Source organism: Azospirillum sp. UENF 112521 (genome assembly GCF_058780665.1).
This window is the reverse complement of the sequence record NZ_JBSNCI010000002.1, coordinates 2,510,901-2,528,373: the sequence shown is the minus strand read 5'-3', so window position 1 is coordinate 2,528,373 and position 17,473 is coordinate 2,510,901. Positions and strand designations below refer to the sequence as shown.

Genomic DNA, 17,473 nt, shown 5'->3' with positions numbered 1-17,473 from the left:
AAAGCGCCCCTGGGGCGCGGCAAAATCGTGTCAAAGCCGTGACCCGGGGCTTTGACGATGCGGCCGCGGTCCCTAGGTTACGTCGCCTGCACAGCATTCGGGCGACGGTCCTTCGGGGGCCGGTCTTCCCTGGGCCGGCAGACATCACCGTAAAGGCTACTGAAAAATCCGATGCGCCGCAGCCTCCCGCCGACCTCCGACACCAGCGCCTTCACCCGCCCGTCCGGCGACCTGCGGGCCGCGATCCGCTCGCTCGGCCCCTACATCTGGCCCCGCGATTCCGTGGAAACGCGGGTGCGGGTGGTGCTGGCGATGCTTCTGCTGATCGGCGCCAAGGTCGCCAACGTCTATGTGCCGATCTTCTACAAGCATGCGGTGGACGCGCTGACGCCCGCCAGCGCCGGCGGCAGTGCCGGATTGGGAGGGGGCCCGGGTGCGGTGGTCGCCATCCCGCTGGGACTGATCGTCGCATACGGCCTTGCCCGCGTGACCTCGCTGGTCTTCGCCGAACTGCGCGACGCCGTCTTCGCCACGGTGGCTCAGCGGACCATCCGCCGGGTGGCGCTGTCGGTGTTCCGGCACCTGCACGCGCTGTCGCTGCGCTTCCATCTGGAACGCCAGACCGGCGGCCTGACCCGCTCGCTGGAGCGCGGAACCCGCGCCATCGAGTCGCTGCTGCGCTACACCCTGTTCTCCATCGTGCCGACGCTGGTGGAGATCGCACTGGTCTGCGCCATTCTGTGGAAGCTGTTCAGCGTCTGGTTCGCGCTGGCGACCTTCGTCACGGTGATGGGCTACATCCTCTACACCTTCTTCGTGTCGGAATGGCGCATCAAGTTCCGCCGCCTGATGAACGACACCGACAGCAAGGCCAACACCAAGGCCATCGACAGCCTGCTGAACTACGAGACGGTCAAGTATTTCGGCAACGAGGAGCATGAGGCCCGCCGCTACGACGGCGCATTGCAGAGCTACGAGAAGGCAGCGGTGCGCAGCCAGCAGAGCCTGTCGCTGCTGAATGTCGGGCAGTCGGCGATCATCTCGCTGGGGCTGGCGGCGGTGATGGGCATGGCCGCCAAGGGCATCGTCGACGGCAGCATGTCGCTGGGCGACTTCGTTCTGGTGAACACCTATCTGTTGCAGCTCTACCAGCCGCTGAACTTCTTCGGCGTCGTCTATCGAGAGATCAAGCAGTCGCTGATCGACATCGAATCGATGGTGACGCTGCTGGCGGTCGACCGCGAGGTGGCCGACGGCCCCGATGCGAAGCCGCTGGCGGTCGACGGGGCGGAGCTGCGCTTCGAGGGGGTGGAGTTCGGCTATGACCCGCGCCGGCCGATCCTGAAGGATGTCAGCTTCACCGTGCCGGCCGGCAGGACGGTCGCCATCGTCGGCCCGTCGGGGGCCGGCAAGTCCACCATCAGCCGGCTGCTGTTCCGCTTCTACGACGTCAATGGCGGCCGGGTGCTGATCGATGGGCAGGACATCCGCGGGGTGACCCAGTCCTCGCTGCGGGCGTCCATCGGCATCGTCCCGCAGGACACCGTGCTGTTCAACGACACCGTCTTCTACAACATCGCCTATGGCCGCCCCGGCGCCAGCCCGGCGGAGGTGGAGCGGGCGGCGCGGCTGGCCCACATCCACGACTTCATCATGGCGCTGCCCGACGGCTACCAGACCACGGTGGGAGAGCGCGGGCTGAAGCTGTCGGGCGGCGAGAAGCAGCGCGTCGCCATCGCCCGCACCATCCTGAAGGACCCGGCGATCCTGCTGTTCGACGAGGCGACCAGCGCGCTCGACACCCACACCGAGCGGGAAATCCAGGCCAACCTGCGCGAGGTCAGCCGCGGCCGCACCACGCTGGTGATCGCCCACCGGCTGTCCACCGTGATCGACGCCGACGAGATCCTGGTGCTGGAGGCCGGCCGGGTGATCGAACGCGGCCACCACACCGACCTGCTGGCCGCCCGCGGCGCCTATGCCGCCCTGTGGGCGCGGCAGCAGGAAGCCAGCCAGGCATCGGTCGGGACATCCACCGGTGGCCCGGCGCCGCTGCCCGGCGTGCTGGCGCCGACCTGAGCCGGAAACGGGGAGAACGGGATCATGGGACCGGCAAGGCAGGCGCTGCGCGCCGCGACGCGGGAGAGCCACGACCGTCTGGACAAGGCCGAGGTGCTGCAGCCTCTGGTCCGGCCGGACATCACGCCGCCGCAATATGTCCGCGCGCTGGCCGTTCTCCACGGCTTCAACGCGCCGGTGGAGCGGGGGCTGGGGGAGGACGGGGGAGACGGCGCGGCGCGGCTGGCGCTGCTGCGCGAGGATCTGCGGGTGCTGGGCGCCGACCCGGACGCGCTGCCGGAGATGGCGGGGCTGCCGCCGCTGGACAGCGCGCCGGCCCGGCTGGCGGCGCGCTACGTGCTGGACGGCTCGGCCCATGGCGGTCGGGCGATGCTGCCGGGAATCACCCGGGCGCTGGGCCATGACGCCCGGCGCGGCGCGCGCTTCCTGGCATCGGACGGGTTGGACATGGCGGGGGCCTGGAAGGCGCTGATGGTCCGGCTGGAGGAAGAGCTTGCCGACCCCGCGGCGCTGGCCGTCGCCTGCGCCACCGCCGCCGGCCTGTTCGCGGCGCTGGAGAGGTGGACGGCCGAGCAATGGATGGGGGAGCGGAGGGCTTGAAACTGGCGCGCCGGGCCATCCCTTGATAGGGTGCCGCACCATCCTCATCCGGGTTCTGGAGACCGCTTTCCCATGACCGCGCCAGCCTCGCGCATCTATTGCTCCGTCGACACCACCGAGATCGAGTCCGCCCGCCGCATCGCCGGGCAGGTGGCCGGGGCCGTCGGCGGCATCAAGCTGGGGCTGGAGTTCTTCATCGCCCAGGGGCCGGCTGGCGTCCGTGCCGTGGTGGGCGAGGATGGGCCGCCGCTGTTCCTCGACCTGAAGCTGCACGACATCCCCAACACGGTGGCCGGCGGCGTGCGCGCGGCGCTGCCGCTGAAGCCGGCCTTCATGACCATCCACAGCGCCGGCGGCCCGGCGATGATGCGGGCGGCGGCGGAGACGGCGGCGACCGCCGGGGCGGACCGGCCGAAGATCCTGGCCGTCACCGTGCTGACCAGCCTCGACGAGGGCGATCTGGGCGCGGTCGGCCAGTCGGTGCCGGTGGCCGACCAGGTGGTGCGGCTGGCGAAGCTGGCCAAGGCGTCGGGGGTGGACGGCGTCGTCTGCTCGCCGGCCGAGGTGGCGCTGGTGCGCGCCGCCTGCGGTCCCGACTTCATCCTGATGGTGCCCGGCATCCGCCCGGCCTGGGCCGCCACCAACGACCAGAAGCGCATCATGACCCCGGCCGAGGCGCTGGCGGCCGGCGCCGACCATCTGGTGATCGGTCGTCCGATCACCGCCGATGCCGACCCGGCCGCCGCCGCCCGTCGCATCGTCGCCGAAATTGAGGGGGCCGCATGACCGTCGCCGCCAAGATCTGCGGGCTGAGCGAGCCCGAAAGCCTGCGCGCCGCCGTCGCCGGCGGCGCGCGCTATGTCGGCTTCGTCTTCTATCCGCGCAGCCCGCGCGCCATCGCCCCGGCGATGGCGGCGGAGCTGGCGCGGCTGCTGCCGACCGGCGTGCGCTCCGTCGGGCTGTTCGTCGATCCCGACGACGAGTTCCTGGAGCATGTCACCGGGCAGGTCCCGCTCGACCTGATCCAGTTGCACGGCGCCGAGACGCCGCGCCGAATCGCCGAGATAAAGGCCCGCTACGCCCTGCCGGTGATGAAGGCGATCAAGATCGGCGGGCCGGAAGATTTGACCCTGGCGCTGGAGGCGGCGGAGGTCGCCGACCGGCTGCTGTTCGACGCCAAGCCGCCGGCCAAGGTGTCGGCGCTGCCCGGCGGCAACGGCATCGCCTTCGACTGGACGATCCTGGCCGGGCGCCGCTGGCCGCGGCCCTGGATGCTGTCGGGCGGGCTGACGGTGGACAATGTCGCGGAGGCGGTGCGGGTCACCGGCGCCACCGAGGTCGATGTCTCGTCCGGCGTGGAAGACCGCCCCGGCCACAAGGATCCGGCGCTTGTCCGCTCCTTCCTTTCGGCGGTCGCGGCACTTTGAGGATGGTCCGCCGGAATAGTGCCCTGTTTTAGACGAATGCTTCGGCTTATCTTGATCGCATGGCGGGACCCTTCGCCGTCGGCTAGGATGCGCCCATGAGCGATTCCACCACCCTGTCCACAACCGAGGCGCTTGGCGCCGTGCTCGATGAGCATCTGCGCTGGATCGGCCAGTGGCAGCGCGCCGTTTTCTACCGCGACGGCCGCGGCGGGGAACGGTCGTCTGCCCCGGCTTCCTTCCAGGCCTGGTGCCAAGCCGCCAGCCGCGACGACCTGTTGCAGCAGCCGGCGGTGCAGAAGCTGGCGAACCTGCACGAGCAGATGCACCGTCAGGCCCGGCTGATCCTGCTGAAGGCGTCGAGCGGCGAACTGCCGACCGAATCCGAGTATGAGGGGGTGATCGGCCGCTTCGAGGAGTTCATGCTGCATCTGCGGCGGATGGAGCGCGCCTTCGCCGCCGCCGCCTCCGGCCTGGATCCGCTGACCGGCCTGCGCACCCGCCGCGGCATGGGCGAGGCGCTGGAGCGCGAGCACAACCGCTATCGCCGCACCGGCCAGCCCTTCTGCGTCGCGCTGGCCGACATCGACAAGTTCAAGGGCATCAACGACAGCTACGGCCACGACATCGGCGACCGGGTGCTGGCCGCCACCGCCGCCGTCATCAGCCGCGGCGTCCGCAGCTTCGACGAGGCCTTCCGCATGGGCGGCGAGGAGTTCCTGGTCTGCCTGAAGGAAACCGGGCTGGACGAGGGCTATGCGGTGATCGAGCGGCTGCGCGTCGACCTGATGCGCTCGCCGGTGGTGCTGCCCGACGGCCGGGTGATCCCGGTCACCGCCTCCTTCGGGCTGGTGGAGGCGGTGGCCGACCTGACCGTCGACGATCTGGTGGTCTGCGCCGACCGCGCGCTCTACCAGGCCAAGAATTCCGGCCGCAACCGCGTGATCCGCTACGGCATCGACCGTCCGGAACCGAAGGTGGCGGCGGCGAAGGCGGTGCGGGGCTAGGGACAAACCGCAGCTGCCGGTCAGCCCCCTTGGCCCCGGCCCCCCAGGCGCGCTAGGATCGGGGCAACCTCACCGTCAGCCGCGATCCGGATTCCATGCGCACCCTGCCCGAATTTCCCAACCTGTTCGTCCTCGACCATCCGCTGATCCAGCACAAGCTGACCCATATGCGGAACAAGGAGCGGTCGACCGGCGGGTTCCGCACCCTTCTGCGCGAGATCTCGCTGCTGATGGGCTATGAGCTGACGCGCGACATTCCGCTGACCACCGAGCGGATCGAGACGCCGCTGCAGCCGATGGATGCCCCGGTGATCCTGGGCAAGAAGCTGGCGGTAGTGCCGGTGCTGCGCGCCGGGCTCGGCATGTCGGCCGGCCTGCTGGAGCTGGTGCCGTCGGCGCGCGAGGGGCATATCGGCCTCTACCGCGACCATGACACCAAGCAGCCGCACGAATATCTGGTGAAGCTGCCGCCGGCCGACGGACGGCTGTTCATCGTCGTCGATCCGATGCTGGCGACCGGCAACTCCGCGGCCCATGCCTGCGACGTGCTGAACCGCCACGGCGTGGACGACCACAACATCCGCTTCATGGCGCTGGTCGCAGCACCCGAGGGCGTGCGCCGCTTCCACGAGGCACACCCGGACGTGAAGGTCTTCACCGCGGCGCTGGACAGCCATCTGGACGAGAACGCCTACATCGTTCCCGGCCTGGGCGATGCCGGCGACCGCATGTTCGGCACCAAGTAAGGACCGGTTCAGGTCATCGTGAAGCGGGGCGGGTGCCGGAGGACGGCCCCGCCCCGTTTTTCGTTGGGCCCCCGGTCAGCCGGCCGGGGCCGGTTCCTCTTCCCGCACCGTGCCGAACTGCGCCAGCGCCTTGCGGTAGCCGATGTTGGGCGGTGCGTAGCCCGCATCGCTGGCGGCACGGTGCGGCACCAACTCGTGCAGGTTCTCCTGGCTGAAGGGCAGGACGCAGACCGGGCGGTAATGGCGCGGCTGCACCAGTTCGCCGACCCCGTCCAGGAAACGGGCATAGGAATCGACGATGACGCCCAAGGCGTTGTCGGGCGACACCTCCGGCACCCAGATGGGGTCGATGGCGAGGCCGCAGACCTCGGCGTGCTCCATCATCCATTTCAGCGTGATGTCCGACAGCCTGTCGTCGTCATAGCCGCCGCCGACGTTGGAATGGCAGCCGGCGAACCAGCGCTGCTCCATCCGCTGCGCCGGCTTCGCTTTCGGATCCCAGAGGTTGGCGGCGAAGGTCTTGCGATGCTCGTCGATCGCCAGCGCCTGGAAGGCATTGCGGACAAGGCTGCTGAGTTCTGTGTCGTGGAAGCCGTACAGGTCCTGATCCAACTGCTTGCAGATGCCGAGCGGCACGCCGAGCGCGCCCACCGTGTCCCAGACGCCGAGGAAATGGATCGGGATCAGCGTCGAACCGTTGGTGTCGCGGAACCGCTTTGCCTCCCCCACGTCCGGACCGTCGTCCCGCTTACGGTAGAGCGCGTAGGCGTCGTCCGTCTCGCCCAGCCTGTCGGCCGGCAGCAGCCCGGCATTGCGGATCAGCCCGACGAGGCTGCGGGCGGTGTAGGCGCCGCGCGAGAAGCCCAGGATGAAGACATGGTCGCCATCCCTGTAGTTCGAGGCGAGGAAGCGGTAGCCGTCCTTGATCTTCTTGTCGATCCCAAGGCCGAAGGCGCCGCCGAAGATTTTGTCGAACCAGTCGTGGAGAAAGCCTCCCTTTTCATCGGTGCCGACGCCGGAATCGTAATAGGAAACCTGTGCGGTGCCGTCCGGGGCGGTGCCGAGGACCGACTTGGAGAATTTCCAGACGTTGGTCGATGCCTCGTTGTCCTTGTCGGGCTGGCTGCCGCTGCCCGGCTTGTTCCAGGTGCCGTCGAAACACAGGACGATCCGCTTGCCCATCTTCCTCTCCCCGTCAAACGAGTGCGCGCAGGAGATGATGGAAACGATATTTTTTCAACTTCAATAGATTTATAAAAATCGGCGGCAACCCTGCAACGGACGATTCCGCCCGCTGCAACTTCGACCGGTCGCCGGAACAGGTCGCCGGAACAGGTCGATGGATCGGGGCAGATATGCGCACGTATTCCCGGACCCCCGCTATGGTCATCCGGCACATTCGGCCCATATTGCCGCCGATGAAATCAAGTCATCGCCGTGCCGATGGCCTGTCCGCGGGACGCCGACATGCGGCATCCGCAGGACAGGGGAGCCTGCCACTTGTGCGAAGGTCTCATGCGGCGGCGGCTTGATTTCGATCAATGCCGGGTGGCATGCCGGGAAGGATCATGCGATCCTCTTCGACGCGCCGGACGAATGGCCTAGCCCCTAGGTCTGGAATCCGGTGCAGCCGACCGTGTGAATGAACGCGAACGGAAACGCGCGATGGATTACGAAACTTTCTTCCGCAACCAGATTGCGACCCTGAAGCAGGACGGCCGCTACCGCGTGTTCGCCAATCTGGAGCGCCACGCGGGCAATTTCCCGACGGCGACCTTCCGCGATTCCCACGGGCGCGAACGTCCGGTCACGGTCTGGTGCTCCAACGACTATCTCGGCATGGGCCAGCATCCGAACGTGCTGAAGGCGATGCACGACGCGCTGGACCAGGTCGGCGCCGGTGCCGGCGGCACGCGCAACATCTCCGGCAACAACGTCTACCATGTGCTGCTGGAACGCGAACTGGCCGACCTGCACCACAAGGAAGCGGCGCTGCTCTTCACCTCGGGCTATGTGTCGAACGACGCGACGCTGACCACGCTGGGCAAGATCCTGCCCAACTGCGTGATCCTGTCGGACGCGCTGAACCACAACTCGATGATCACCGGCATCCGCAACTCGGGCGCCGAAAAGCACATCTTCCGCCACAACGACCCCAAGCATCTGGACGAGCTGCTGTCGGGCATCGCCCCCGGCCGTCCCAAGGTGGTGGCGTTCGAAAGCGTCTATTCGATGGACGGCGACATCGCCCCCATCCATGACCTGTGCGACGTGGCCGACAAGCACGGCGCCATGACCTATCTGGACGAGGTGCACGCTGTCGGCATGTACGGCGCCCGCGGCGCCGGCGTGGCCGAGCGCGACGGAGCCATGGACCGGCTGACCATCGTCGAGGGCACGCTGGGCAAGGCCTTCGGCGTCCAGGGCGGCTACATCACCGGCTCCACCGCGCTGATCGACTGCGTCCGCAGCTTCGCCGCCGGCTTCATCTTCTCCACCTCGCTGTCGCCGGTGATGGCGGCGGGGGCGCTGGCCTCCATCCGTCACCTGAAGCACAGCCAGACCGAACGGACGCAGCACCAGGAACGCGCCGCCACGCTGAAGCGGATGTTCGCCGACGCCGGCCTGCCGGTGATGCCGTCGATGAGCCACATCGTGCCGCTGATGGTCGGCGACGCCCACCGCTGCAAGCGCGCCTCGGACGAACTGCTCGACCGGCACAACATCTACGTCCAGCCGATCAACTACCCCACCGTTCCGCGCGGGACGGAGCGGCTGCGCTTCACCCCGACCCCCCTGCACACCGATGCGCAGATGGGCATGCTGGTCGACGCGCTGCTGGATGTGTGGAGCCGGCTCGACCTGCGCCTCGCCGCCTGAGCGGGGCTCCTGGAAACAGGTCCGGAAAGACCCTTTTGGCGATAAGGACGTTTTGCCCCCTGGACAGACAGCGTGCGCATCCCTACTTTGTGGGGTAGTGTTGCGACCGGTTCGCAGCTTCATTGCTGTGGACCGGCCGTCGCCCTTGCCGTCCTTTCCGTTTTTCCGGGGCTTCGCATCCAGCGGCTCGCCTAGGGGGTTCGCCATGTACCGTGACAACTCGCTGATGCCGAAGGAGGCCGTGCGCCTCGTCGTCCTGGGCACGCTGATCCAGGGTGGGCCGCTGCGCTACGCCGATCTGGCCGGCTCCGTCCGTCATTTCCTAGACCGCATGATGGGTCCGTCGCTGGACCTGATGGGCACCTCGCTGGAGATGCTGCGGTACGAAGGGCTGATCGAGGCGCTGGACGGCAGCGGCATGGAAGACAATGCCCTGCTGGGTCCGACCGAAGCCGGCCGGGCGGAGTTCGACACGCTGATGCGCGCCAATGTCCGCGCGCCGTCGGCCGACGGGCTGAACAAGCTGGTCATCGCGCTGAAGCTGCGCTTCCTGCATCTGCTGGACGTCGAGTCGCAGCGCGACCAGATCGACAATCTCGTGGTGCTTAGCGAGACCGAGCTGGCGCGGCTGGGCGACCTGAAACGGGCGGATGTCGGCAGCGACGGCCATTTCGCCTCGTGGCTGGATCGGGACATCGCCCAGACGGAAGAGCGTCTGGCCTGGTTCCAGAAGCTGCTCGCCCGGCTCTGATCACCCTTTAAAACCAGTGGTTTTGTTGCGCGCGGCGCGCCCTTTCGAATAGGGGCGCGCCGCGTCTGTTTCGGCGCAAGGATTTGGTGTACCTTCGGGTTACCCCTTTCCCTCCCCAGCCGGAATCCGCTCCATGGCCTCGCACATGTCGACCGACGACCTCGAAGACCGCTTGCGCATGGAGTTCGTGGACGACGCGCGCGATCGGCTGGAGCTGATGAACGCGACGCTGGCGGACCGCGTGAAGGGCCAGCGCAGCGATGTCGAGACCATCGGCGTCCTGCGGCTGGAGGCCCACAATTTCAAGGGCATGGGCACCAGCTTCGGCTATCCCACCGTCAGCCTCGTCGCCCACCGGCTGGAGGATTACCTCAGCGGCCTGAAGCGGCTGGACGAGAAGCAGCTGGTCGACGCCCAGATCTTCATCGACCGCATTTCCGAACTGGTCGACCGCGCCGAACAGCCGCTGCTGGCCGAGACCAACCGGATCATCCGCGCCCTGCCGGTGCGCTATGAGTTCCAGGTCACCGACGTCGACGTGCGCAACGTCGAGATCATGCTGGTCACCCCGTCCAAGGTCGTCGCCAAGAAGCTGGGGACGGAGCTGGCCGCCTGCGGCTTCCGCACCATGACGGTGACCGACCCCATCGAATCGATCAGCCTTGCCGTGCGCGTGCCGCCGGACATGGTCATCGCCTCGATGGTGATGGACGGCCTGTCCGGCCTGGACCTGATCCGCGGCCTGCGGGCGATGAGCGTGACCCAGCATGTGCCGATGGCGCTGCTGACCTCGCTGAACCTCGACCACCCGTCGCTGAAGGAAATCCCCTACGGCGTCTCCGTCATCCGCGTCGGCGAGCATTTCGGCGACGACTTCGCCGCTGTGGTGGCCAAGCACAATCTGGGCTGATCGGGCAGACCGTCATCTGACCCTCATCTGAACGTCATCGTCATATAGCGGCGCTTGCGCCGGCGGGAATCCCCATGTTAGGCGTCAAACCGGTCCCACAGGCTGGAGCAGCGCCCGAATGACGGAGGTTCTTCGCCGGTACGGCCCGGTTCTGACCGGGGTGATCCTGCTGGCCGTGGCGGTCTGGCTGGCTCTGCTGGTGCTGCTGCCGCAACTGATGATGATCGGCTTCTCCTTCCGGCCGTCGCTGCCGCCCTCCAAGATCGGCGGGCCGGAGGATGTGTTCACGGTCAGGAACTACCTGACCCTGTGGACCAACCAGATCCATCTGTCGATCTTCCTGAAGACGATCTGGGCCAGCGCGCTGGTCACCGCGACCACGCTGGCCGTCTGCTATCCGGTCGCCTACTATCTGGCGCAGGTGGCGCCGAAGCGGCGGCTGCCGCTGCTGATCCTGATGCTGGTCGTGCCCTTCTGGATCAACGAGCTGCTGCGCACCTTCTCCTGGTACATCATCCTGGCCTTCAACGGGCCGCTGAACGCGATCCTGCTGGGGCTGGGCATCATCGACGAGCCGCAGCAATTCCTGGGCGGCGACGCCGGGGTGATCGTCGGCATGGTCTATGTCTACATCCTGTTCATGGTCTTCCCGCTGTACAACGCCATCGAATCGCTGGACCGCAACCAGATCGAGGCGGCGCGGGATCTCGGCGCCGGCTGGCTGCGCATCCACCGCCGCATCGTGCTGCCGCACGCCAAGCCGGGCATCGCCGTCGGCTGCATCATGACCTTCATGCTGGCTGCCGGCAGCTATGCGGTGCCGGCCCTGCTGGGCGGGCCGAACAGCCGCTGGTTCACCGAGATCATCTACAACTGGTTCTTTGAAGGCGGGAACTGGAACCAAGGGGCGGCCTACGCCTTCATCCTGCTGGTGCTGTGCATCGGCTTCATCCTCGGCGCGATGCGGCTGTTCCGCGTCGGGCTGGCGGATATTGCGAAATGAGCCACCGCGAAGTGAGCCCGAAGCCATGACCGCTGCCCGCCTCCGCCGCCTGCTGACCGGCGCCTATCTGGTCCTGTTCTTCGGCTATCTGTTCCTGCCGCTGGGCATCATGGCGGCGGCGACCTTCAACAGCAGCCGTTTTCCCACCGTGACGCCCTGGATGGGCTTCACGCTCGGCTGGTTCCAGGCGCTGTGGGAGGATCAGCGCATGTGGGCGGCGCTGGGCACCAGCCTGATCGTCGGGGCGGGGGTGATCGCGCTGGCCGTGCCGCTGGGGCTGGCGGCGGCCCTGCTGCTCGACCGGCTGCACAGCCGGGCCAAGACCTTCCTCTACGCGCTGATGGTGTCGCCGCTGCTGACGCCGGGGGTGATCGTCGGCATCTCGACGCTGGTGTTCTGGCGGGAGTGGTTCGGGGTCAGCGGCGGGCTGTTCCTGACCGTGGTGGCGCAATCCAGCTTCATCGCCGCCTATGCCATGCTGCTGTTTTCGGCAAGGCTGGAGCGGTTCGACCCGGCGCTGGAGGAGGCCGCACTCGACCTCGGCGCCACCCATGGGCAGGTGTTCCGGCGCATCACGCTGCCGTACCTGACGCCGGCGATCCTGTCGGCGGCCCTGCTGGCCTTCCTGCAGAGTTTCGAGAACTACAACACCACGCTGTTCGTGCGCGGGCTGGACACCACACTGACCGTCTACATCGCGACCAAGGTGCGCACCGGCCTGACGCCGGCGGTCAACGCGCTGTCGCTGGTGCTGATCGCCCTGACCATCCTGGGCGCCGTCGCCTACGAGATCCTGCGCCGGCGCGAGGCGCGCCGGCAGGCAGGGTCCGCAGTGGCGTTGACGACGGCCTAGGCTTCAGTCCTCTTCCGCCTCGTCGGCGTCCGCCTCGATCTGGGCGGCGAGATCGCGCAGCATGTCGATGACGTCTTCGTGGCTGGTCTCGTCCACGGCGGCGTTCACGGCAGCCTCGATCATGGCGACGGCGATGTAGGGGCCGAGCGGGCCACCTTCCTTGATCGCCTCATCCAAGTGCTTTTCGGCGATCGACAGCGCCTTTTCGAACAGCGCCTCGGCCGTCTGGTTGGTGGTGTCCTTGCTCATCGTCCGGTCCGTTGCGGAGGGTTGGTCCGACTCCAATAACACGGCCAATCGGGGATTGGCGCGGGAATTCGCGGGCGACCCTGGAAATATGGCTGCGAACCGGGGCCGCAGGGCGCGAAGCCGGGCTTGCGCCGTTCCGGACCATACGCCACAGTCCGGAGATGCATTGACCTATACGGCAAGGAAGACGGCATGACCGGCACGCCCGACCTGAGCAAACCCGACCTGAGCAAACCCGACCTGAGCAAACCCGACCTGACGAGCCCCGATCTCTACCGCTTCTGGTGGGAAGAGCGCGTGCGCTTCAACGACCTGGATGCCGTCGGGCACGTCAACAACAACGCCCTCGGCGTCTATTTCGAACAGGCGCGCGTCGCCTTGATTCATCAGGTCGGCGGCTTCACCGATGAGGTTCCCTGGACCGTCGTCCTGGCGCGCAGCCTGATCGAATACAAGGCGGAGCTGCTCTATCCCAACACGGTGCGTATCGGCGCACGGATGCTGCGGCTGGGCACCAGCTCGATCACGCTGGGCTGCGCCATCTTCCTGGGCGACCGCTGCATCGCGACCCAGGAAGCGGTGGCGGTGATCGTCGACAAGGCTGCCCATCGCCCGACGCCGATTCCGGAACCGTTGCGCGCCAAGCTGCTGGAGGCGTAAAGGGAGGTCGCTCCAGACCCGCATCCAACGGACCCCCGACATGACGCGTCCCGCCAAGCGCCCCTTTGCCAAGGGGCGCCAGCCGACCCGCAAGACCGCCCCGCCGCCCCGTGACGTGCAGGAGATGGAGGTGTCCATCGCCGATGTCGGTGCGCGCGGTGACGGGATCGCCTTTGCCGAGGGGCTGCGCCTGTTCGTGCCCTACACGGTGACGGGTGACCGCGTGCGTGTCCGTGCCGCCGACGGCGATGGGAAGGGGGAGGGCGTACGGGCCGAACCGCTTGAGGTGCTCGAGCCCGGCCCCGGCCGCCAAACTCCGCCCTGCCGCCATTTCGGCCGCTGCGGCGGCTGTACGCTCCAGCAGATGGACGATCCGACCTACGCCGCCTGGACCGTCGGGATGGTGCGCGGGGCGCTGGAGCGGGTCGGGCTCGGCGATGTGCCGATGGAGCCGCTGGCGCGGACGCCCGCCGGTGCCCGCCGCCGCGCCCAATTCGCGGCGCTGAAGCGCGGCAAGCGGGTCTGGTTCGGCTTCAACGAGCGGCAGAGCCACCGGCTGGTCGATCTGGAGGAATGCCCGGTCCTGTCGCCCCGCCTGTTCGCGCTGGTGGAGCCTTTGCGGACCCTGCTGGCCGACCTGCTGCCGGACGGCGGCGATGCCGACGTGGTGCTGACCGATCTGGAGGGCGGGGTCGATCTGCTGCTGGTCGGGCCGCGCAGCCTGGACCGCGCGGCGCGCGAGGTGCTGGTCGGATTCGAGTTGGAGCGCATCGCCCGTATCGCCTGGCAGCCGACCGATCGCGCGGCAGCGGAGCCGGTGGCGAACCGCCGGCCGGCCTTCATCCGTTTCGCAGGCGTTCCGATCCAGCCGCCGCCCGGTGCCTTCCTCCAGGCGAGTGCGGAGGGCGAAGCCGCCCTGGTGGCGGCGGTGCGTGAGGGGGTGGGGCAGGCAGGCCGCATCGCCGACCTGTTCGCCGGCGTCGGCACCTTCTCCATTCCGCTTGCGCAACAGGCGGCGGTTCATGCGGTGGAGGGCGACGAGGCGGCGGTGGCGGCACTCGGCCGTTCGGTGCAGGGGCTGCGGCTGACGGCGGAGCGGCGCGACCTGTTCGAGAACCCTCTGAGCGCCAAGGATCTCAATCGTTACGATGCCGTGGTGTTCGACCCGCCGCGCGCCGGTGCCGCGGCCCAGGCGGCGGCGCTCGCCGGCAGCAAAGTGCCGCGGGTGGTGGGCGTGTCCTGCAATCCCGCCAGCTTCGCCCGCGACGCGCGGGTCTTGGTGGATGGCGGCTATCGTCTGGTGAAGATCTGGCCGGTCGACCAGTTCCTGTGGTCGGCCCATGTGGAACTGGTCGGGCTGTTCGAGCGGTAAAAGACTACAGCGGCCGCCGTGCCTTCAGCGCGGCGGTCAGGGTGCCGTCGTCGAGATAGTCCAGCTCGCCGCCGACCGGGACGCCGTGGGCGAGACGGGAGATCGACACGTCGGACTCGGTCAGGCGGTCGGTCACCACATGGGCGGTGGTCTGGCCGTCGACGGTGGCGTTCAGCGCCAGGATGATCTCGCGCACCGCCGGATCCTTGGCACGCTCGGCGAGGCCGGCGATGTTAAGGTCGTCGGGGCCGACGCCCTGGAGTGCCGACAGCAGGCCGCCCAGCACATGATAGGTGCCGCGGAAGGCGCGGGTGCGTTCCAGCGCCCACAGGTCGCCGGCATCCTCCACCACGCAGATGACCGAGCGGTCGCGGGTGGGATCGGAGCAGACGGTGCAAGGGTCGCGGCTGTCGAGGTTGCCGCAGACGGAGCAGGCGCGGATCGATTCGCCGGCCGCCGCCATCGCTTCCGACAGCGGGATCAGCAGGCTGTCCCGCCGCTTCATCAGATGCAGCGCCGCCCGCCGCGCCGACCGGGGGCCTAGTCCCGGCAGCTTGGACAGCAGCTGGATCAGGCGTTCGATTTCAGGTCCGATCATCGATGTGCAAATCCGCCTCTCCCCTCCGGGGAGAGGGGACTTTCACAAAAGACTGTCAGGCACAAAAGACTGTCAGAATCAGAACGGCAGCTTGATGCCCGGCGGCAGCTTCAGGCCGCCCATCATCTTCGAGGTTTCCTCGGCGACGTGCTGCTCGACCTTCTTCTTGGCGTCGTTGAAGGCGGCGACGATCAGGTCCTCCAGAACCTCGACGTCCTCGGGATCGACGACGGACTTGTCGAGCTTGACCTTCTTCATCTCGCTCTTGCCGTTGACGGTCACGACGACCATGCCGGCGGCGCTCTGGCCGGTCACTTCGACCTGCTCCAGGCTCGCCTGCATTTCCTGCATCTTGGCCTGCATCTGCTGGGCCTGCTTCATCATGTTGCCGATATTCTTCATCGGTCAGTACTCTCCTTCGTCGTCGAGGGGGTAATAGACCCCGTCGTCCTGCTGCTGAATCATGAAATCGGGTGTCTCGCCGTCATCCGCAACCGCTGCACTCTCCGCCGCGGCAACTTCGGCAAGATCGCGGATGTCGATGATCTTCGCTCCGCTGAAGGTGTCGAGCACGGCGCGCACCACCGGGTTGGCTTCCGCCTCCGCCCAGGCACGGTGCTTTTCGGCCTTGTCCTGTTCGGCCAGCGTCGGCTGGGCCGGACCTTCGGAGAGCGCGACGATCCAGCGCTGGCCGGTCCATTCGGTCAGGAGTTGCCCGACCTTGGCCGGCAGGGTCGGCGGGGCGGCCGGGCGGAGTTTCAGCTCCAGCGTGCCCGGCTCCATGCGGACCAGCTGAACCGTTTCCATCAGATAGCCGTAGAGCGCGCCTTCGCGCCGGTCGGAGAACAGCTGCACCAGCGCACGGAAGTCGTGCGGCATCGGCGACAGTTCCTCGCCATCCGGGATGGCGGCCGGGGCGGCCATGGGGGCGGGTGCCGCCTGCGCCACCGGGGCGCTCTGCGGCTGAGCGGAGCCCATCGAACGGGCAACGGCGTGAGTGGACTGGCTGGCGACCGCGACCGGTCCGCCACCGCCGCCGGGACCGCGGCCCATCGGCGCGCCGGCCCCGCCACCATTCGCCTGCTGGGCCTGGAACTGGCGGATCAGCTCGCCCGGGGTCGGCAGGTCGGCGGCGTAGGACAGGCGGACGATCACCATCTCCAGCGCCTGTTGCGGCACCGGGGCGGCCTGCACCTCGTTCAGCCCCTTCAGCAGAAGCTGCCAGGCGCGGGTCAGCGCCGGCATGCCGAGCTTGGAAGACAGGCTGGCGCCGCGTGTGCGCTCGGCCTCGGGCAGTGAGGGATCATTGGCGCTGTCGGGCACCACCTTCAGGCGGGTCAAATTGTGGACGAGGTCGAGCAGATCCTGGAGGATCACCACCGGATCGGCGCCGACCCGGTGCAGGTCGGACAGGATGTCCATCGCCTCTGCCGGCTTGGCGGAGACGGCGGCCTCGAACAGGTCGATGACGCGGGTGCGGTCGGCCAGACCCAGCATGTCGCGCACCTGCTGCGCGGTGACGGTGCCGGCGGCCAGCGCGATGGCCTGATCGAGCAGCGACAGCCCGTCGCGCACCGACCCGTCGGCGGCGCGCGCGATCAGCGAGGCGGCGTCGCCTTCGATATTGGCGCCTTCCATGGCGGTGACGCGGGTGAAATGCTCTTTCAGCACCTGGGCGTCGACGCGGCGCAGGTCGAAACGCTGGCAGCGCGACAGCACCGTCACCGGCACCTTGCGGATCTCGGTGGTGGCGAAGACGAACTTCACATGGCTCGGCGGTTCCTCCAGCGTCTTCAGGAGCGCGTTGAACGCGCTCTTGGACAGCATGTGGACCTCGTCGATGATGTAGAGCTTGTAGCGGGCCGAGACAGGCGAGTAGCGCACGCCGTCGATGATCTCGCGGATGTCGTCGACGCCGGTGTGGCTGGCGGCGTCCATCTCCATCACGTCGACGTGGCGGTCCTCGGCGATGGCGCGGCAATTGTCGCAGACGCCGCAGGGGCTGACCGTCGGCCCGCCGGTGCCGTCCGGTCCGGTGCAGTTCAGTGCGCGGGCGATGATGCGGGCGGTGGTGGTCTTGCCGACGCCGCGCACGCCGGTCAGCATGAAGGCCTGGGCGATGCGGCCGGACTGGATGGCATTGGTCAAGGTGCGGACCAGCGCGTCCTGGCCGATCAGCTCGTCGAAGGTCTTCGGCCGGTATTTGCGCGCCAGCACCCGGTAAGCCTGCCCGGTGGCAGGAGCGGAAGCGGCGGTGATTTCGGCGGTTGTATCGGTCACGCGGCTGGCCTGTCGAAACGACGGGAGGGGAGTTTCGGGCCGCAGGATAGCGTCCCGGCAC

Annotated in this window: 18 protein-coding genes; 13 read left to right on the top strand and 5 right to left on the bottom strand. The window is 68.0% G+C overall.

Annotated features, from left to right (window positions below; genetic code table 11):
• Window positions 1–171 precede the first annotated feature (171 nt).
• The 6 genes from ACWPN8_RS14360 to upp all read left to right on the top strand — a co-directional run bounded on the left by ACWPN8_RS14360 (window position 172) and on the right by upp (window position 5,856).
• Window positions 172–2,079 (top strand): ABCB family ABC transporter ATP-binding protein/permease, encoded by a 1,908-nt coding sequence (locus tag ACWPN8_RS14360; RefSeq protein WP_492241201.1) that lies wholly within the window; start codon window positions 172–174, stop codon window positions 2,077–2,079.
• Window positions 2,080–2,103: 24 nt separating this feature from the next.
• Window positions 2,104–2,679, top strand: coding sequence for a biliverdin-producing heme oxygenase (locus tag ACWPN8_RS14355; protein ID WP_492241200.1), 576 nt, complete (start codon window positions 2,104–2,106; stop codon window positions 2,677–2,679).
• A 72-nt stretch (window positions 2,680–2,751) separates the two neighbouring features.
• Complete coding sequence (gene pyrF, locus ACWPN8_RS14350) at window positions 2,752–3,465, top strand: orotidine-5'-phosphate decarboxylase (RefSeq protein WP_492241199.1); 714 nt, start codon at window positions 2,752–2,754, stop codon at window positions 3,463–3,465.
• A complete protein-coding gene (locus tag ACWPN8_RS14345) occupies window positions 3,462–4,106 on the top strand; it encodes a phosphoribosylanthranilate isomerase (RefSeq protein WP_492241198.1) in 645 nt (214 codons plus the stop codon). Before pyrF ends, ACWPN8_RS14345 begins: the two co-directional genes overlap by 4 nt.
• 95 nt (window positions 4,107–4,201) lie before the next feature.
• On the top strand, window positions 4,202–5,110 hold the full coding sequence (locus ACWPN8_RS14340) for a diguanylate cyclase (protein ID WP_109448622.1): 909 nt from the start codon (window positions 4,202–4,204) through the stop codon (window positions 5,108–5,110).
• Window positions 5,111–5,205: 95 nt separating this feature from the next.
• Complete coding sequence (gene upp / locus ACWPN8_RS14335; protein ID WP_098738971.1) at window positions 5,206–5,856, top strand: uracil phosphoribosyltransferase; 651 nt, start codon at window positions 5,206–5,208, stop codon at window positions 5,854–5,856.
• A 75-nt stretch (window positions 5,857–5,931) separates the two neighbouring features.
• Here the strand turns inward: upp and ACWPN8_RS14330 are convergent, their stop codons facing one another.
• Window positions 5,932–7,038, bottom strand: coding sequence for a T6SS phospholipase effector Tle1-like catalytic domain-containing protein (locus ACWPN8_RS14330; RefSeq protein WP_492241197.1), 1,107 nt, complete (start codon window positions 7,036–7,038; stop codon window positions 5,932–5,934).
• A 483-nt stretch (window positions 7,039–7,521) separates the two neighbouring features.
• On the opposite strand from ACWPN8_RS14330, the gene hemA reads away from it, so the two are divergent.
• The 5 genes from hemA to ACWPN8_RS14305 all read left to right on the top strand — a co-directional run bounded on the left by hemA (window position 7,522) and on the right by ACWPN8_RS14305 (window position 12,253).
• Window positions 7,522–8,736: a 5-aminolevulinate synthase gene (hemA, locus tag ACWPN8_RS14325; protein ID WP_109448626.1), complete on the top strand. Its 1,215-nt coding sequence runs from the start codon at window positions 7,522–7,524 to the stop codon at window positions 8,734–8,736.
• A gap of 205 nt (window positions 8,737–8,941) precedes the next feature.
• Window positions 8,942–9,487, top strand: a complete 546-nt coding sequence (locus ACWPN8_RS14320) for a hypothetical protein (protein WP_109051931.1) — start codon at window positions 8,942–8,944, stop codon at window positions 9,485–9,487.
• Window positions 9,488–9,620: 133 nt separating this feature from the next.
• A complete protein-coding gene (locus ACWPN8_RS14315) occupies window positions 9,621–10,397 on the top strand; it encodes an Hpt domain-containing protein (RefSeq protein WP_109051932.1) in 777 nt (258 codons plus the stop codon).
• Between the two features lie 118 nt (window positions 10,398–10,515).
• Window positions 10,516–11,400 (top strand): ABC transporter permease, encoded by an 885-nt coding sequence (locus tag ACWPN8_RS14310; RefSeq protein WP_492241196.1) that lies wholly within the window; start codon window positions 10,516–10,518, stop codon window positions 11,398–11,400.
• Window positions 11,401–11,425: 25 nt separating this feature from the next.
• A complete protein-coding gene (locus ACWPN8_RS14305) occupies window positions 11,426–12,253 on the top strand; it encodes an ABC transporter permease (protein ID WP_109448630.1) in 828 nt (275 codons plus the stop codon).
• A 3-nt stretch (window positions 12,254–12,256) separates the two neighbouring features.
• Here the strand turns inward: ACWPN8_RS14305 and ACWPN8_RS14300 are convergent, their stop codons facing one another.
• Window positions 12,257–12,502 (bottom strand): hypothetical protein, encoded by a 246-nt coding sequence (locus ACWPN8_RS14300; protein WP_014248877.1) that lies wholly within the window; start codon window positions 12,500–12,502, stop codon window positions 12,257–12,259.
• A 192-nt stretch (window positions 12,503–12,694) separates the two neighbouring features.
• Between ACWPN8_RS14300 and ACWPN8_RS14295 the strand changes: the two genes are divergently transcribed.
• Window positions 12,695–13,162, top strand: coding sequence for an acyl-CoA thioesterase (locus ACWPN8_RS14295; RefSeq protein ID WP_492241195.1), 468 nt, complete (start codon window positions 12,695–12,697; stop codon window positions 13,160–13,162).
• A 40-nt stretch (window positions 13,163–13,202) separates the two neighbouring features.
• A complete protein-coding gene (locus ACWPN8_RS14290; protein WP_492241194.1) occupies window positions 13,203–14,534 on the top strand; it encodes a class I SAM-dependent RNA methyltransferase in 1,332 nt (443 codons plus the stop codon).
• A gap of 4 nt (window positions 14,535–14,538) precedes the next feature.
• On the opposite strand, the gene recR is transcribed toward ACWPN8_RS14290, so the two are convergent.
• From recR to ACWPN8_RS14275, 3 genes are all read right to left on the bottom strand, one after another.
• The gene (gene recR / locus ACWPN8_RS14285; protein WP_109448636.1) at window positions 14,539–15,132 is read right to left on the bottom strand and encodes a recombination mediator RecR; all 594 of its coding nucleotides are present in this window, start codon (window positions 15,130–15,132) and stop codon (window positions 14,539–14,541) included.
• A 78-nt stretch (window positions 15,133–15,210) separates the two neighbouring features.
• A complete protein-coding gene (locus tag ACWPN8_RS14280) occupies window positions 15,211–15,534 on the bottom strand; it encodes a YbaB/EbfC family nucleoid-associated protein (protein WP_063635355.1) in 324 nt (107 codons plus the stop codon).
• Between the two features lie 3 nt (window positions 15,535–15,537).
• Window positions 15,538–17,412, bottom strand: coding sequence for a DNA polymerase III subunit gamma/tau (locus ACWPN8_RS14275; protein ID WP_492241193.1), 1,875 nt, complete (start codon window positions 17,410–17,412; stop codon window positions 15,538–15,540).
• Window positions 17,413–17,473: the final 61 nt, after the last annotated feature.

Coding starts and splice junctions, on each gene's coding strand:
- ACWPN8_RS14360 (WP_492241201.1), top strand. CDS start 172: ATGCGCCGCAGCCTCCCGCCGACCTCCGACACCAGCGCCTTCACCCGC.
- ACWPN8_RS14355 (WP_492241200.1), top strand. CDS start 2,104: ATGGGACCGGCAAGGCAGGCGCTGCGCGCCGCGACGCGGGAGAGCCAC.
- pyrF (WP_492241199.1), top strand. CDS start 2,752: ATGACCGCGCCAGCCTCGCGCATCTATTGCTCCGTCGACACCACCGAG.
- ACWPN8_RS14345 (WP_492241198.1), top strand. CDS start 3,462: ATGACCGTCGCCGCCAAGATCTGCGGGCTGAGCGAGCCCGAAAGCCTG.
- ACWPN8_RS14340 (WP_109448622.1), top strand. CDS start 4,202: ATGAGCGATTCCACCACCCTGTCCACAACCGAGGCGCTTGGCGCCGTG.
- upp (WP_098738971.1), top strand. CDS start 5,206: ATGCGCACCCTGCCCGAATTTCCCAACCTGTTCGTCCTCGACCATCCG.
- ACWPN8_RS14330 (WP_492241197.1), bottom strand. CDS start 7,038: ATGGGCAAGCGGATCGTCCTGTGTTTCGACGGCACCTGGAACAAGCCG.
- hemA (WP_109448626.1), top strand. CDS start 7,522: ATGGATTACGAAACTTTCTTCCGCAACCAGATTGCGACCCTGAAGCAG.
- ACWPN8_RS14320 (WP_109051931.1), top strand. CDS start 8,942: ATGTACCGTGACAACTCGCTGATGCCGAAGGAGGCCGTGCGCCTCGTC.
- ACWPN8_RS14315 (WP_109051932.1), top strand. CDS start 9,621: ATGGCCTCGCACATGTCGACCGACGACCTCGAAGACCGCTTGCGCATG.
- ACWPN8_RS14310 (WP_492241196.1), top strand. CDS start 10,516: ATGACGGAGGTTCTTCGCCGGTACGGCCCGGTTCTGACCGGGGTGATC.
- ACWPN8_RS14305 (WP_109448630.1), top strand. CDS start 11,426: ATGACCGCTGCCCGCCTCCGCCGCCTGCTGACCGGCGCCTATCTGGTC.
- ACWPN8_RS14300 (WP_014248877.1), bottom strand. CDS start 12,502: ATGAGCAAGGACACCACCAACCAGACGGCCGAGGCGCTGTTCGAAAAG.
- ACWPN8_RS14295 (WP_492241195.1), top strand. CDS start 12,695: ATGACCGGCACGCCCGACCTGAGCAAACCCGACCTGAGCAAACCCGAC.
- ACWPN8_RS14290 (WP_492241194.1), top strand. CDS start 13,203: ATGACGCGTCCCGCCAAGCGCCCCTTTGCCAAGGGGCGCCAGCCGACC.
- recR (WP_109448636.1), bottom strand. CDS start 15,132: ATGATCGGACCTGAAATCGAACGCCTGATCCAGCTGCTGTCCAAGCTG.
- ACWPN8_RS14280 (WP_063635355.1), bottom strand. CDS start 15,534: ATGAAGAATATCGGCAACATGATGAAGCAGGCCCAGCAGATGCAGGCC.